Genomic DNA, 15,258 nt, shown 5'->3' with positions numbered 1-15,258 from the left:
GGGTGCATCGACGTGCAGATTTCCTCCGCTCCCGAGCCCGGCCGGTGGCGTGTGAGGATGCTTGGCGGGTTCGACATCGTCCGCGGTGCCAGCCCGGTGACGCTGGCACCGACGGCGCAGCGGCTGGTCGCGTTCCTCGCCATCCATGGCCCGACGGCACGGACCCAGGCGGCGGGGACGCTGTGGCAGTCCCGCCGGGACGACCGGGCCATGGCGATTCTGCGGACGACGCTGTGGCGGCTCGATCAGGTGGCGCCGTGCCTGCTCCAGCGGCGGGACGGCGTGCTGGCCATCCCGCTCGAGGTGGAGATCGACACCCGGCGGTTCACGGCCGGCGCCGTGGACGAGGCCTTCCTCTCGGACTACATCGGCCGCGGCTGCCCGCCGCTGCTGCCCGGCTGGGAGAACGACTGGGTGTTGATCAGCCGGGAGCGCCTTCACCACCGGTACCTCCGGATGCTGGAGAACGCCGCCTCGACGGCGCTGTGCGCCGGGGACCCGGGCAGCGCACTGCGGTGGGCCACGGCCGCCGTCTCCGCCGACAGCCTGCGGGAGAGTGCGCACCGGCTGGTGCTGGCGGCGTTCCTGGCCGACGGCCGGATCGCGGAGGCGCGACGGCAGGCCGATGTGGTGAGGCGGCTGCTGGCCGAGCGGCTCAGCGTGCAGCCGTCGGCGCAACTCGCGGCGTTGATCCGGCAGGCGCGGGACCGGCCGGCCGAGTGACGCGAGCGTTCGGGTACGCGTCTAGCAGGGCTCGCAGCCGTGTGCCCGGTTCGATGCCGAACTCGCGGGCCAGCAACCCGCGGTAGGCGTCCAGCCCGCGGCGGGCCTCGACCCAGTTGCCCTCGGCGAGATGCGCTTCCAGCAGCACGATCTGGGCGCTCTCCCGCAGCGGGTCGGCGCTCGTGGCCAGCAGGGCCACCTCCACCGCCTCGGCGCACCGCCCGGCCGCGACCAGGTGCCGGCTCATCGCCTCCATGGCGTGCAGCACGCGTTGCCGGATGCGCTCGCGCTCGACCAGCACCCAGTCGTCGTACCAGCCGGGCAGCAGATCGAACGCCTCGTTGCCGGTCGGCACCACCCGCAGGTCACTGTGCGCGAGCCGGCCCGAGATGACCCGCTTGGCCCACTCCGCCACGAGATCGATGTCGACCAGCACGTCGGGTCCGAAGGCGAGTCCGTGCCGGTCGACCCGGACCAGGTCCTGATACGCCCGGTTGAGTCGCCACAGCGCGGACCGCAGGTTGCCGGCCGCGCGGTCGTCGGTGCCGTCCGGCCACAGGATCCCGGCGGCGTAGCGGCGGTCGACGCGGCGGCGGTGCAGCGCGAGGAAGACCAGCAGCCGTTTGCATCCGTCCGGCACGTCGCGCCGGTCCCGCCCGTAACTGATCTTGGGATCGTCGAACAGGCGCAGCACCGGCCGGGACGCGGGTTCGCCGGCGACGAGCGAGTCGACCAGGTCGGCGATCATGGCGGCCTCCCATTGGCGTAAGCAGCGGAGACAGTCGCACGCTAGTCGTCGCAGCGTCACCGGCGCATCACAGCGGGCCTCAGCTGTCGGAGGTTCGTCAGATCGGGTGCTGGTGATCGATCATCTCGGAGAGCCGGCTGCGCACCTCCTCGACGGCGCTCTCGGCCGACGCGACGACCGAAACGTATTGCGTCTCGCTGTCGAGGTCCACGCTGCTGGTGATCCGGGCGCGGAACGACGCGTCGGCCGGACCGTCCTCGAACCACACCTGAACGACCAGCACGCCCCCACGAACGGGTTCCGGAGCTGTCACGTCAGCGCCTTTCCACGGTGGATGAGTGCATTCTGCGCGCCGGGCGTCACCGGCGCGTACTCGCCGTGTCAACCGGCCGGGTCGGGGTGACGCGGGTGTGACGGTGCCGCCACGCTGGACTGCCACAGTGGCCGCACCGGTAAACCGGACGGCAGCGTGGGGGGCGGCACATGGCGACGTATCAGGCGATCGGCTCGGTGGCCGAGGCCGTGCGCCGGCTGCTGGAGCACTCCTGGACCGAGGACGCCGGCGGCCTGAACCCGCGCTTCGAGGTCTACCACCGCACCGACTTCGACGAGCCGATGGCCACCGGCGTGTCGATCTTCGTGTACCAGGTGGGGCTCGACGCGATTCAGCGCACGCTGCCGCCGCCGGACCCGCGTCACCGGCGCCCTCTGCCGATCTGCGTGTCGCTCATGCTGACCGCGTGGGCGAAGAACGCCCCGGCCGAGCACACCCTGCTCGGCTGGGCGATGCGGGCGATCGCCGACAACCCGGTGCTCTCCAGCGGCTTTCTCAACGCGGCCGTCCCGGACGTGTTCCGGCCCGAGGAGACCGTCGAGCTGGTGGCCGCGCAGCTCACCAACGACGAGGTCTTCCAGCTGTGGCAGGCGATGCCGATCAGCCTGCAGCTGTCGATGCCCTACCAGGCCCGGGTGGTGCGGATCGAGTCGGCGATCCTGGAGCCGGCCGCCCGGCCGGTCCAGGTGCGCGACCTGCGCTATCTCGACGGGGTGGGGCAGCCATGACGGGTTATCCCGACGGGTCATGCCCGGGCCTTGGAAGCGAGCACGGGGTGGGACAGTCGTGACGGCGTGCGAGCTGGAACGGGCGTTCTACCGGGCGGCGCTGAGCGTACGCTGCACCGACGCGATCACCGGCGTCGTGGTGGCCGACGAGCTCGTGGTCACGGCCGGGCCGGCGGCCGACCCCGACGTGCGGCTGACCGCCACCTCCTCGCCGCTGTCCGGGCTGCAAGGCTTCGGCGAGCTGCCCAGCCTGCGCACCTATCAACGAGCACCCGGCCCGGCGCCCGCCCCCACGACGTACGCAATCGGCGTTGTTGATCTTCGACGGCGGTATCTGCCGGTCGTCCTCGAGGTGCCGGTGCCGGTGGCCGCCCCGGTGGAGGTGCCGCTGCACTCCAGCGTGTCGCGGTTGCCGCCCTCGGGCTGGGCGGTGGTGCGCGGCGAGGTGCACGACCAGACGTCCGGGGATCCGCTCGCCTGGCCGGTCGTCTCGGTGACGGCCGGGCCGGACACGTACGACGTGGTCGGCGACGGGCTCGGCCGCTTCCTGCTGATCGCGCCCTATCCGGAGGCCCTGCCGCCGCTGTCCGGCTCGCCGCCCGCCGGACCCGGGCTGAGCGCGATGACCTGGCCACTCACGATTGCCGTCCGGAGCGAGCCGGGCGCCCTGACCGGGGGCGACCCGCCCGAGCTCGGCTCGATCCTCGGCCAGGCGCCCGTTGCCGGGCCACCCGCCACCGACGAGCTCGCCTTCGGCGCACCCACCGTCCTGATCCTTCTCGTACAGCCGTCCTGACTGATCCGAACGGAGCGGAGACATGCCCCAATACCTCGCGCCTGGCGTCTACGTCGAGGAGATCCCGGGCCCGCGCACCATCGAAGGAGTCAGCACGAGCGTGGCCGCCTTCGTGGGACCGTGCCGGTTCGGCCCGACCAGCGGCCGCCCCGAGTTGCTGACCTCCTATCTCGATTTCGGCCAGATCTACGGCGACGCGGCCGAGCTCAACCTGGGCGACGCCGGGGCCGTCACCAACTTCGTGGCGCTGGGGGTGAAGGGCTTCTTCGACGAGGGCGGCAGCAGCCTGTACGTCGTCCGCACCTTCGCCTACAGCACGCCCGGCTCGCCGGAGGCCGACCATGCCCACGTCGACCTGACCGACCCGGACGACCCGAACCAACTGCTCACCCTGCGCGCCCGGTTCCCCGGCCAGGCCGGCAACCTGCGGGTCACGTTCACGCTGCGGGCCGGCGGCAACGCCCTCGTGTCGACCGCGGGCGGCGCGAACCTCACCCGGGTGCACGAGTTCGACACGGTCTGGGCGATGTCCGCCGAGTCGACGCCGGCGGGCTCCGTCCACGTGGTGCGCCGCGACGCCGCCACCGGGGACTGGCGGCTGGCCGGGGGCGACACCGAGCTGACCCTCGACGAGGTGGGCGCGGTCTATCCGCTGACCGTGCTGGTCGAGGTGGAGCGGCCGACCGTCGACTCGCGCGGGCTGCCGGCGTTCGGGCCGCGGGTGTCGATCGGCGAGTTCGGGTTCGACCCGCGCGCGACCGGTACCGGGATCTCGACGGTGCTGACCGCGAACCCGCCCACCCGGCGGCAGGCGCTGACCGTGCCGCTGGCCATCGAGGGCATCGACGAGCTGATCGGGCCGTCGGTCAGCGGGGCGAGCCCGGACGCCGTGCCGGGTGCGATCGCCACGACGCTGTTCGGCGCCACCCTCCTGGGCACCGCGCCGGTGTCGACGACGCCGCTCGCCGACCGGCAGCGGGTCGTCACCCTCGCCGACGGCTCGGACGGCGGCGCCCCGGACATCACCGAGTACGCCGGGGATCCGCTCAACTTCGCCGACTACCAGAACAACGCGACCGCGCTGCCGCTGAACGGGCTGCTCGCCCTCGAGGTGGTCGAGGACGTGTCGATCGTGGCCGCGCCCGGGGCCGCCACCGGCTGGGTCGGGCCGGCCGGCGATCCGACGACCGGGGCCCAGCAGGGACAGGCGATCAACAACGCGGTCACCGCGCACTGCGAGCGGATGCTCTATCGGGTCGCGGCTCTAGACACCCCGCCCGGGTTCCTGCCGACCAACGCGCTCGACTACCGCAACCTGCGATCCTCCACCCACGCGGCGCTCTACTACCCCTGGGTCACGGTGTCCCACCCGATCGACGGCAGCCGGATCGACGTGCCGCCGTCCGCCTACATGGCCGGGATCTGGGCCCGCTCGGACAACGCCCGCGGCGTCATCAAGGCGCCCGCGAACGAGACCGTACGCTCGGCGCTCGACCTGGAGACCCGGGTCAACAAGGCCCAGCAGGAGTTGCTCAACCCGGAGGGCGTCAACTGCCTGCGCTTCTTCCCGGGGCCGGGGTTCCTGGTCTGGGGGGCGCGCACCATCTCCGACGACCCCGAGTGGAAGTACCTGTCCATCCGCCGGTACTTCAACTACCTGGAACGGTCCATCGACCAGGGCACCCAGTGGGTGGTCTTCGAGATCAACGGCCCGGCGCTGTGGGACTCGGTCCGGCACACCGTCGAGGGCTTCCTGTTCAACGAGTGGCGCGGCGGCGCCCTGCTCGGCCGCAAGCCGGAGGAGGGCTTCTTCGTGCGCTGCGACGAGTCGACCATGACCGCCGACGACCTGGACAACGGGCGGCTCATCTGCGTCATCGGCGTCGCGGCGGCCAAGCCGGCCGAGTTCGTCATCTTCCGCATCAGCCAGTTCACCGCCGCCGCCACCAGCTAGGCCGGATCAAGGAGACAGCTCCATGGCCAAGGACCGGGAAAACCCGTACGGAAGCTTCAACTTCCTCGTCGACTTCTCCACCGGCGACGTGAACACCGCCCGCGGTGGGTTTGCCGAGGTCAGCGGGATGAACATCGACAACTCCATCATGGAGTACCGGGCCGGCAACTCGAAGACCAACCACGCCGTCAAGATCAACGGCCTTTACAAGGTCGGGGACGTGACGTTCAAGCGCGGCCTGATCGGCTTCCTCGACCTCTACTCGTGGATGCACTCGCTGCGCACCGGTGACCATTCGCTGCTGCGCACTGTGCACGTCTCGCTGATGGACGAGCAGCACAACGGGCCGGTGATGACCTGGACGCTGATCAACGCCCGCCCGATGCGCTACACCGTGCCCAGCTTCAACGCCAAGACCGGCACCGACGTGGCGATCGAGGAACTGGTCCTGTCGGTCGAAGACCTGACCATCGAGTGACCGCGATGACCTCGCCCGCCCTCACCTTCCACGGCCGCCTCCCGGGCGTCGGGATCGCCCCGGCGCTGCCGCCGGCCGCGTCGCCGGTCCGGCTCGACGTGGCCGCGTTCGCCGGGTTCGCGGGGCGGGGGCCGGTGGACGTTCCGGTGGCGCTCGCCGATCCGGCCGCGTTCACCACCATCTTCGGGGGCGATCTCGTGCTCGCCGAGGACGCCGGCAAACCCGTCTACGCCCAACTGCCGGCGGCCGTCCGGGCGTTCTTCGACAACGGCGGCAAGCGCTGCTACGCCGTCCGGGTCGCCGGGCCGAACCGGACCACCTCGCGCTGGCAGATCCCCGGGATGCAGGTCTGGGACCCGGTCAGCGGTGCGGTCACGCCGGTCGAGGTCGAGGCCGCGTGGCCGGGGCGGTGGGCGGCGGGCACCCAGGTGACGATCGCGCCGATCGCCCGACCGCTGACTCGCGCGGCCGCCTATCAGCGCGCCGGTGCCGGCCCTGGTCAGTTGCTGCTGCCACCGGTCGCCGCCGCGTCGGTGCAGCCGGGGGATCTGCTCACCCTCGACGACCATCTTTTCGTACGGGCGGTGGCGGTCGACGGCGGCGTGGTCAGCACGGGGACAGAGCTTCCGTACGGCCTCAGCGGGCCGGACCCGGGCGCCCTGGCCGGCCTGCCGTCGGTGTTCCCCGTCGACGTCGTGACGCTGCTGCGGATGGATCTCGTGGTGCAGCGCCTCGAGGACGGCCAACTGCACCTGGTCGAGCGGTTCGACGACCTCGCTTACGCGTCCTTCGGCGAGGTCCTGCAGCCCGCCGGCGACCCGGAGCCCGACCTGGATCGTTCGCTGAACCTGCGTGCCGTGGCCGGCGGCCCGGCCGGCCTGGTGGTGCCGACCGGCCCGGCCGCCGCGGGACCGCCGCTCGTCGAGGGCGACGACGACCTGGACACGTACGACCCGTGGGCGGTCTTCGTCGACGACCGGCTCGGCCACGACACCGTCCTGAGCCTGATGGCCGACGCCGACGCGCTCACCTCCCTGGCCGCCGTGCCGGCCCGGCTGCGTGGCATCCACGCGCTGCTGCCGATCGAGGACGTGGCCATGGTGGCCTGCCCCGACCTGACCCAGCGGGGCTGGTCACCGGTGCCGCCGCCGGCCGCCGACCCGCCGCCCGATCCCCCCGAGCCGCCGCTCGGCCCGGACTGGAGCGACTTCCGCTGCTGCGCGGTGGCCGAGACGCCGGCACCCCCGCCGCCCGCACCCGAGCCGATCGTGACGCCGCCGGTGGCCGGGGTGCAGCTCGACCCGGTCGCGGCGTACGACGACGGCCCGCTGCTGGCCGTGCAGTCCGCCCTGGTCACCATGTGCGCGGCCCGCGCCGACCTGGTCGCGCTGCTCAGCGTGCCCCGCCACTACGACCGGCGGGACGTCGAGGACTGGCACCGCGCCCTGGTCGCGTCGGCGCCGGACCTGCTCAGCTTCGCGGCCTACTGGCATCCGTGGCTCACCCTCCCGGATCCGCTGCGCGACGTGCCGCCGGACGGCGCCGTGGCCGGGATGATCGCGGCCCGCGAGCTGAGCCGGGGCGTCTGGGTGGCGCCCGCCGCCGTACCCCTGCTCGGTCCTATTGATGTTGGTCCTCGGCTCGTCGGCGACGACCCGGTGCGGCTGTTCGACGCGCACGCCAACGTCGTCGTGCAGCGGCCCGGCAGCTTCGCGCCGATCGCCGCGCACACCCTCGCCGACGAGCCGCTGCTGCAACTGTCGGTGCGGCGCACCCTGATCCTGCTCCGCAAGATCGCCCTGCAGGCCGGGCAGCGCTACACCTTCGAGATCAACAACGAGCGGTTCCGGCAGCTCGTGCAGCGCCGGTTCGAGCGGATCCTCGCCGCGCTGACCGCCCAGGGCGCCTTCCACGCGTACGAGGTCGGCACCGCCGCCGACGACGGCAGCCTGGTCGTGTCGCTGCGGGTCGCGCCCACCTCGCCGGTCGAGTTCGTTACCGTCACCCTCGTCCGCAGCGGCGAGGGCCTGCTCGACGTCTGGGAGGACTGAGCGATGCCCCTCGACCAGCCGTTCGTCGCCTTCCGCTTCGAGGTCGTCCTCGACCTGGACGAGCCCACCGCCGGCCTGGCCAGCCCGCTGTGCGAGGCCGCGTTCGCCGAATGCGACGGGCTCGAGCTCACCATGCAGGTCAAGACCCTCGAGGTGGGCGGCGTCAACGACCGGCAGGTGCACCTCATCGGCCCGGTCACCGCCGGTCAGCTCACCCTCAAACGCGGCATGACCACCAACCTGCAATTGTGGGACTGGTTCGCCCGGGGCACCCGGCCCGGCTCGGTGCTGACCGCGCACGGCCAGATCGTGGTTTGGGCCGCCGACGGCACCCCCGGCCTCGAGTTCACCCTCACCGGCTGCCTTCCGGTACGGATGCGGGCGCCCGGCCTCAACGCGGCCGGCGCCGGCGGGGTGGCGATCGAGGAACTGGCCCTGGTCTACGAGAAGCTCGAGGTGGGCGCCGCGGGCGCGAGCCTCGGCCTCTCCGTCGGCATCGGCGCGTCGGTGAGCCTGTCGGCGGGCATCGGGCTGTCCGGCAGCGTCGGCCTCAGCGCGGGGATCTCCTGATGGGCACCGCGACGATCACCGAGTGGGACGCGGACAACGGTCGCGCCACCTCCGGCGGCGTGCAGCTCACCGTCGACTTCGATCCGAAGAGCCTGTCGCTGTCCTACTCGCCGACCGGCACCACCAGCGCGTCCACCCCGGTCGACGACCGGCTCGTCGGCAAGACGGCGCCGCAGCAGACCGGTCATTCCACCAGCCTCACGGTCGACCTCACCTTCGACACCTCGGCCACCGGGGATTCGGTGCAGGAGAAGACCGATCAGATGGTACGGCTGACCTACCCGAACTCGCAGAGCCGGCGGGTGGTGCGCTTCAGCTGGGGCAGCTTCCTGTTCTACGGCACGGTCTCCTCGATGTCCCAGACGATCGACTTCTTCTCGGACGCCGGGGTGCCGCTGCGCGCCGCGGTCAACGTCAGCCTCAGCAAGGTCGATCCGCCCAACCCAGACAACGGCTCCGGCGGGACGGCCGGCTCCTCGGGCGGGGGCGGCGGCGGGTTCGGGTTCGGGGCGAACGCGGGGATCGGGCTCTCGCTCAACGCCTCGATCGGCGGTTCGATCGGCGCGTCGATCGGCACCACCCCGCTGACCTTCAGCCAGGCGGGGGACACGGTCGCTGCGATCACCGCCCGGGCCGGGGCCGGCGCCTCCTGGAAGTCGGTCGCGGCCGCCAACAACATCGACAACCCCCGGCTGCTGCCGCCCGGCACGGTCCTCGACGTCCAGGTACGGCTGCCCTAGGGAAGGAGCTCCTCGTGCCCATCGAGATCCACGAGGTGGAGATCATCAACGATCCGCCGGCGCCCCCGGAGAAAGCGCCCGCCCGGCCGGGGAAAGCGCCGGCCGCGGCGACCGGCGATCAGCTACGGGCCTGGCATCGTGAGCTGGCCGAGCGGGCCGCGCGGCGGCGGGCGGACTGAGCGATGAGCACGGAGACTGCGTACGTGTCGACGCCCGCCCTGACCGTCGGCGGCTCGCCGGACGACCTGGCGGTGGCGAACCTGCTGTCGCTGTCCGCCGAGGAGGACACCGCCGGCATGGCCTGGTGCGAGGCGACGTTCCGCAATTGGGGCACGCGCCGGGGCGGCCCGGACTACCTCTACCTGTCCCGGGACGTGCTTGACTTCGGCACCGACCTGGCGGTCTCCTTCGGGCCCGACGGTGACCGGCACGAGGTTTTCGCCGGTCGGGTCAGCGCGCTGCAGGCGGAGTACCCGGCCGACGATGTCGCCCGGCTGACCGTGCTGGCCGAGGACGGCCTGCAGGGCCTGCGGATGAAGCGGCGGACGAGGACGTTCGCCGACTCGTCCACGGCCGACATCGCCGACCAGATCGCCCGCGAGCACGGCCTGACCGCCGACGTCGGCCTGGACGGCCCGACCCGCCGGGTGTCAGCTCAGCTCAACCAGTCCGACCTGGCCTTCCTCCGCGGTCTCGCGCGCGCCGACGACGGCGAGGTGTGGCTGGCCGGCAGCACCCTGCACGTCGCCCGCCGCCCGGACCGGGAGCAGGACGCCGGTGATCCGCCGCGACTGACGTACGGCGGGAATCTGCTCTCCTTCTCGGTGCGCGCGGATCTCGCCCACCAGGTGAGCTCCCTCGCCGTCACCGGCTGGTCGGTCGCCGACAAGGACGCGATCGACGAGTCGAGCGACTCCTCCGCGCTCGGCGCCGAACTCGGCGATCTCACCGGCGGCTCCAGCATCCTCGACGACACGCTGGGCAGCCGGGACGAGCGGGTGGTCCGGGCCGTGCCGCTGGCCGCGGACGACGCCCGCGCCTGGGCCCGGGCCGCCTACCTGGAGAAGGCGCGGCGCTTCGTGTGCGGCAGCGGGACCACCGGCGGCACCCCGGCCGCCCGGGTCGGCTCCCGGGTGACCCTCGCCGGACTGGGCCCGATGTTCGACGGCGACTACTACGTCACCCGGGCGCGGCACACCTTCGACCTGACGCACGGCTACCGCACCCACATCGACGTGGAACGCGCCGGGATAGGAGCGACCTCATGAGCCTGGTGGACGCGAACGCCACCGACCTCGACCTGGACCTGCTGGCCGGATCGGCCCGCCGCCACCACTACGGCGTCTACCCGGCGACGGTGTCGGACAACCAGGATCCGGACGGGCAGGGCCGGGTGCGGGTGCGGCTGCCCTGGTCGCCGGACAGCGACGGCGACGAGTACAACGCGTGGGCGCGGCTGGCGACGATGAGCGCCGGCGACAACCGGGGCAGCTGGTTCATCCCCGAGGTGGGCGACGAGGTGCTGGTCTGCTTCGGCGGCGGCGATCCGGCGTGGCCGTACGTGGTGGGCTCGCTGTGGAACGGGGTCGACGCGACGCCCGAGACGATCTCCCAGAACGACGACGTCCGCTCGCTGACCTCCCGCAGCGGCATCAAGATCACGATGGATGACACGGCGGGGGCGGTCAAGCTGACGCTGGAGACGCCCGGCGGGCAGAAGGTCACCCTCGACGACGGCGCCACCACGGTCAAGCTCGAGGACAGCACCGGCAACTCGCTGGAGATGGCGCCCAGCGGCGTGACCCTCACGGCCGCGAGCCAGCTGAAGATCACCGCCGGCACCGTCGAGATCGACTGCGGCTCGGCGAACGTCAGCTCCGCCATGTGGACGTACTCGGGTGTCATCCAGTGCAGCACCGCCATCGCCAACGCGGTCGTGGGCAGCAGCTACACCCCCGGCGCCGGGAACATCTGGTGAGCACCGTCCGCCTGCCGGTGCCGGCGCACACCGCGGAGTCGCTGCAGTGGCTGGCGCCGGCGCCGCTGTGGCCGGACGGCGGCGTCGGCCGGGCGGCCCGCGACCTGGTCGAGCCGTGGATCGCCGAGCTGCGGTCGGACCGGTTCGTCGACGACTTCCGCGCCGCGCTGCCGGGCGGTCTCGCCGCGACCCAGCCGCCCGCGACCGGCGGCCCGTACCGGCTGTTCCAGCCGCTGAGCATGCGCTACTACCTGGTCGCGGCCACCCTCGTGTGCCGGCGGCCGGGCATCCCGGATCACCGGGTCTCGGCCGGTGAGCGGGCGTTCTTCGTGATGCGGCAGGTCGACGCGTCCGGCGCGGAGCACGGCCTGGTCGACGGCGCGTGGCTGCCGGCCGGCGCCACCGAGCTGCTGCCGGGGGAGTTGGAGCACCCGATGCACCCGGCCTCGGTGCCCGGGTTCGCGGCGCCCGGCACGACGGCCGCCGCGCTCGGCATGGCCGCCGGGCAGCCGTCCACCCGGAGCGTGTTCTACGGCTACATCCCGGTCGCGGCGCGCGACGCTATGGTGCCGCCGATCGCCGATCCGGGCGCCGCGCTCAAGCAACTGCAGGACACGATGTCGTTCCCGAACCCGAAGGAGCATCCGGCGATCGTCGAGCTGATCGGGCGGGTGGTCGACCCGTGGACCCGGCTCACCCTGGCGCCCGCGGGCTCCGACATCGGGTACGCGTCGCTGTATCTGCTCCTGGACCTTCTGGACTGGCTGCGGGTGAACGTGCCGGCCGTGTTCGACGCGATCACCGAGGGCGGCGCGCTGACGCCCGGCTCGGCCGCAAGGGCGCTGTTCGACGGGATCCACGCGGTGCGGGTGCCGACCAGCGGCGGCACGGTCGACCTGGACGCCGCGCTCGCCGCCGTCGCCTCGTTCCTGTCCCTGCTGACCGGCGCCGATGACCCCGGCCCGGCCACCAGCTACGACCTGAAGACCGCGGCCCGGACCGCCGACTGGCTGCAACCGGCCAAGAAACCGGCGAGCCTGGCCGGGCTCGCGCTGGCGGCGGTCCTCGAGATCGGCGATCCATACCGGGTGCCGCCGGAGCTGCAGGGCCTGATCAAGGGGGATCCGGTCGACGCCGTGCAGCCCGGCGACAATCAGGCGTACGTCATCCGCGTCGTTCTCGACCACCCGCCCTGCCGCCCGGTGCTCAGCGCCCCGACCCACCCGTTCGAGCTGGCCCGGCCGCTCGACCCGGACGCGCCCGCCCGGCCCGTGCTGATCCAGCTGCCCGACGTCAACCACCTGCGCAGCTTCAACCGCGGGGTGGCGATCGAGATGCCGCCGTCGCTGCGCGCCCTGCTCGACCGGGTCACGCCGGAGATGATGAAGGGCGACGGCCTCGGCCCGAGCACCGGCCTGCAGCTCGGCATGATCTGCTCGTTCTCGCTGCAGATCATCATGCTCGTCGCCTTCATCGTGATGTTCATCTTCCTGATCCTGCTGAACATCGTGTTCTGGTGGCTGCCGTTCCTGAAGATCTGCTTCCCGGTGCCGGTGCGGCCCGCCACGCCGAACGGGCCGACGCCATGACGTCTCCGGCGCTCTACGGACAGGGACTGTCCTTCCCTCCGCGGGTGGGGCCGGACGGCGCGATGGTGTGGTCGGCCGGCGAGCCGAACGTGCGCGAGTGCATCGCCACCATCCTGCGTACCCGGCCCGGCGAGCGGGTCGAGCGGGCCGGGTTCGGCTGCGGACTCGACCGCTACCTGTTCGAGCCGAACTCGGTCGCCACCCTGCGGCTGATCGTCGAGGACGTGCAGCAGGCGCTCGGCCGGTGGGAGCCGCGGATCTCGCTGGACGACGTGACCGCGGTGGTCAACCCCGAGGACGTGCGGGCGGTCGACATCACCGTCTCGTACACCCTGGTCGCCACCGGCGTGCAGGAGCGGATCGGGATGACTCTCACAGCGGAGGGCACGGCATGACCATCGAGATCCCGGTCCTCGACGACCGCTCCTACGACCAGTTGATGGCCGAGGTCCGGGCCCGTGCCGCGGTGCACACCCCGGAGTGGACCAACCTCAACGCGAGCGACCCCGGCATCACGATCCTCGAGCTGTTCGCCTTCCTCACCGACAACCTGCTGTACCGCAGCAACCGCATCCCCGAGGCGAACCGGCTGAAGTTCCTCACCATGCTGGGCATCGCGCTGCAGCCGCCGACGCCGGGGCGGGCGTTGGTCACGGTCGCCAACGTGAAGGGACCGCTGGATCCGCTGGCGCTGCCGGCCGGGACCGAGGCGAAGGCCGGGCCGGTGCGGTTCGCCACCACGACGGGGCTGGCCGTGCTCCCGGTGACCAGCCAGGCGTACTACAAGCGGCCGGAACAGCTCGACGACGCGACGCTCGCCCGCTATCGGCTGATCTACCAGACGTTCCTGGAGTCCGACACCGACACGCTCTCCTTCTACTCGCCGATCCGCCTCGACGAGCCGGCCGCCGGGAAACCCGATCCGGTGGTCGACCTCGGCGAAACCCTCGACCGTTCGCTGTGGCTGGCCGTTCTCGCGCCGGGAAACACCGACGTCGACGACGTGCGGCGGGCGGTCGCCGGGCAGAGCCTGTCGATCGGCGTCTATCCGTACGGCCGGGTCGCCGGCCTGACCGTGGCGCCGCGGCCGGGCACCGACCCGGGACTGGTGGTGGAGATCGCGGCGCCGGAGACCGACCCGTCCGGGCTGGCCGGGCCCGGGTTCGGCATCGGCGCGCCGCGCTACACGCGGCTGCAGCCGACGTACAGCGAGCCGGTCCTCGACGCGCCGGGCATCTTGCAGGTCACCCTGCCGCCGTACGAACGACTGCTGCTGTGGGCGTTCGACCCCGAGGAGGAGGGCACCAGCGACTACCCGCCGCGCCTCGACGACGCCGCCGTGAGCAGCCGGCTGGTGACCTGGCTGCGGCTGCGCGGCAACACCGGGACGATCTCCTGGGCCGGGGTCAACGCGGCCCGCGCGGCCCAGACGGTCGCGATCGGGCGGGAGGCGCTCGGGCTCGGCACCGGCACCCCCTTCCAGAGCTTCACCCTGGCCAACGCGCCGGTGGTCGCCGACGACGAGCACCCGTTCGTGCTCGAGGTCCGCGACACCGGCGACCAGTGGCAGGCCTGGGCGGAGATCGACGACATCTTCGCGGCCGACCCGGAGGCCACGGCGTTCGCGCTCGACCGGGCCACCGGGAAGGTCACCTTCGGCAGCGGGCTCGCCGGCCGCCGGGTGCCGCGCGGCGCCGCGGTCCGGGTCGCGTACTCCTTCGGCGGCGGGCTGGCCGGCCAGGTGCCGATCGGGGCGATCAACCGCTCGGTGGCGCTGCCCGGCGGCTTCACGATCGGCAACCCGGTCGCCACCTGGGGGGCCGGCAACGGTGAGACCGTGAGCGACGGCGAGGCGGCGGTGACCAGTTGGCTGCGGCACCGCGACCGGCTGGTCACCGCCGAGGACTTCACGGACCTGACCCGGCGTACGCCCGGGGTGGACCTCGGCCGGGTCGAGGTGCTGCCGCTGTTCCACCCCGACCTCGGACCGGACCGGGCCTCGCCCGGCACCGTCACGGTCCTGGTCGTCCCGCGCACCGACCCGCTGCACCCGTCCGCGCCCGCCCCCGACCGGCAGTTCCTGTCCGCGGTCTGCGGCTGGCTCGAGCCGCGCCGGCTCATCACCACCGAGCTGCACGTGTGCGGCCCGGTCTACCAGCCGATCTGGGTGTCGGTCGGCATCGTCACGCTGGCCGGCCAGGTGCCGACACTGATCGAGCAGGCGGTCGCGGCCGCGGTCCGCGCGTTCCTGTCGCCGCTGACCGGCGGCCTGGCCGGCATCGGCTGGCCGCTCGGGGTGGCGGTGCGGACCCGGGACATCGAGGCCGTCGCGACCCGGGTGCTCGGCGTCCGCTACGTCGACTCGGTGGTCATGGCGGCCGCGTTCGCCGGGGGCGCGCTGGTCTCGCCGCTGGACACCGTCGAGATCACCGGGCTCCAGATGCCGGACGCCACGGTGTTCGCCGGCAGCGGGCCGGCGGCCGACCCGGCGAGCCTCATCGGGGGCAGCCAGGCGACGCCACCCAGCACCGTCCCGGTTCCCGTCGTCCCGCCGACCTGCTGAGGCCGG

Annotated in this window: 16 protein-coding genes; 14 read left to right on the top strand and 2 right to left on the bottom strand. The window is 72.7% G+C overall.

Translation table 11 applies throughout. From position 1 onward, the window contains the following. Positions 1-57: 57 nt before the first annotated feature. On the top strand, positions 58-723 hold the full coding sequence (locus ACFYOS_RS12630) for a BTAD domain-containing putative transcriptional regulator (protein WP_387139334.1): 666 nt from the start codon (positions 58-60) through the stop codon (positions 721-723). Here ACFYOS_RS12630 and ACFYOS_RS12625 read toward each other — a convergent pair. Together ACFYOS_RS12625 and ACFYOS_RS12620 are read right to left on the bottom strand one after the other, a co-directional pair. Continuing rightward, positions 656-1,471, bottom strand: coding sequence for a BTAD domain-containing putative transcriptional regulator (locus ACFYOS_RS12625; RefSeq protein ID WP_387139331.1), 816 nt, complete (start codon positions 1,469-1,471; stop codon positions 656-658). The genes ACFYOS_RS12630 and ACFYOS_RS12625 overlap by 68 nt on opposite strands. 97 nt (positions 1,472-1,568) lie before the next feature. Further along, the gene (locus tag ACFYOS_RS12620) at positions 1,569-1,739 is read right to left on the bottom strand and encodes a hypothetical protein (protein WP_387139328.1); all 171 of its coding nucleotides are present in this window, start codon (positions 1,737-1,739) and stop codon (positions 1,569-1,571) included. 215 nt (positions 1,740-1,954) lie between these two features. On the opposite strand from ACFYOS_RS12620, the gene ACFYOS_RS12615 reads away from it, so the two are divergent. The 13 genes from ACFYOS_RS12615 to ACFYOS_RS12555 are packed head-to-tail and all read left to right on the top strand — an operon-like array spanning position 1,955 to position 15,252. Continuing rightward, positions 1,955-2,533 (top strand): DUF4255 domain-containing protein, encoded by a 579-nt coding sequence (locus ACFYOS_RS12615; RefSeq protein ID WP_387139326.1) that lies wholly within the window; start codon positions 1,955-1,957, stop codon positions 2,531-2,533. A gap of 58 nt (positions 2,534-2,591) precedes the next feature. Beyond that, a complete protein-coding gene (locus tag ACFYOS_RS12610) occupies positions 2,592-3,329 on the top strand; it encodes a hypothetical protein (protein WP_387139323.1) in 738 nt (245 codons plus the stop codon). A 22-nt stretch (positions 3,330-3,351) separates the two neighbouring features. Then, a complete protein-coding gene (locus tag ACFYOS_RS12605; protein ID WP_387139321.1) occupies positions 3,352-5,283 on the top strand; it encodes a phage tail sheath family protein in 1,932 nt (643 codons plus the stop codon). Between the two features lie 22 nt (positions 5,284-5,305). After that, positions 5,306-5,761, top strand: coding sequence for a phage tail protein (locus ACFYOS_RS12600; RefSeq protein ID WP_387139318.1), 456 nt, complete (start codon positions 5,306-5,308; stop codon positions 5,759-5,761). A gap of 5 nt (positions 5,762-5,766) precedes the next feature. Continuing rightward, the gene (locus ACFYOS_RS12595; protein ID WP_387139315.1) at positions 5,767-7,812 is read left to right on the top strand and encodes a hypothetical protein; all 2,046 of its coding nucleotides are present in this window, start codon (positions 5,767-5,769) and stop codon (positions 7,810-7,812) included. 3 nt (positions 7,813-7,815) lie between these two features. After that, the gene (locus ACFYOS_RS12590; RefSeq protein ID WP_387139312.1) at positions 7,816-8,382 is read left to right on the top strand and encodes a phage tail protein; all 567 of its coding nucleotides are present in this window, start codon (positions 7,816-7,818) and stop codon (positions 8,380-8,382) included. After that, on the top strand, positions 8,382-9,122 hold the full coding sequence (locus ACFYOS_RS12585) for a LysM peptidoglycan-binding domain-containing protein (protein WP_387139310.1): 741 nt from the start codon (positions 8,382-8,384) through the stop codon (positions 9,120-9,122). Before ACFYOS_RS12590 ends, ACFYOS_RS12585 begins: the two co-directional genes overlap by 1 nt. Positions 9,123-9,136: 14 nt before the next feature. Beyond that, complete coding sequence (locus tag ACFYOS_RS12580) at positions 9,137-9,301, top strand: hypothetical protein (RefSeq protein WP_387139307.1); 165 nt, start codon at positions 9,137-9,139, stop codon at positions 9,299-9,301. A 3-nt stretch (positions 9,302-9,304) separates the two neighbouring features. Next, positions 9,305-10,390 (top strand): phage late control D family protein, encoded by a 1,086-nt coding sequence (locus ACFYOS_RS12575; RefSeq protein WP_387139303.1) that lies wholly within the window; start codon positions 9,305-9,307, stop codon positions 10,388-10,390. After that, entirely contained in the window at positions 10,387-11,100 is a 714-nt protein-coding gene (locus ACFYOS_RS12570) for a phage baseplate assembly protein V (RefSeq protein ID WP_387139300.1), read from the top strand. Before ACFYOS_RS12575 ends, ACFYOS_RS12570 begins: the two co-directional genes overlap by 4 nt. Then, entirely contained in the window at positions 11,097-12,689 is a 1,593-nt protein-coding gene (locus ACFYOS_RS12565; protein ID WP_387139297.1) for a hypothetical protein, read from the top strand. The genes ACFYOS_RS12570 and ACFYOS_RS12565 overlap by 4 nt, the downstream gene beginning before the upstream one ends. Then, the gene (locus ACFYOS_RS12560; protein ID WP_387139294.1) at positions 12,686-13,084 is read left to right on the top strand and encodes a GPW/gp25 family protein; all 399 of its coding nucleotides are present in this window, start codon (positions 12,686-12,688) and stop codon (positions 13,082-13,084) included. Before ACFYOS_RS12565 ends, ACFYOS_RS12560 begins: the two co-directional genes overlap by 4 nt. Next, positions 13,081-15,252 (top strand): putative baseplate assembly protein, encoded by a 2,172-nt coding sequence (locus ACFYOS_RS12555; RefSeq protein WP_387139291.1) that lies wholly within the window; start codon positions 13,081-13,083, stop codon positions 15,250-15,252. Before ACFYOS_RS12560 ends, ACFYOS_RS12555 begins: the two co-directional genes overlap by 4 nt. The last annotated feature ends 6 nt before the right edge of the window (positions 15,253-15,258 follow it).

The sequence above is a fragment of the Micromonospora sp. NPDC005806 genome (assembly GCF_042871425.1).
Lineage (GTDB): Bacteria > Actinomycetota > Actinomycetes > Mycobacteriales > Micromonosporaceae > Micromonospora.
This window is presented reverse-complemented; position numbering and strand designations above follow the sequence as displayed.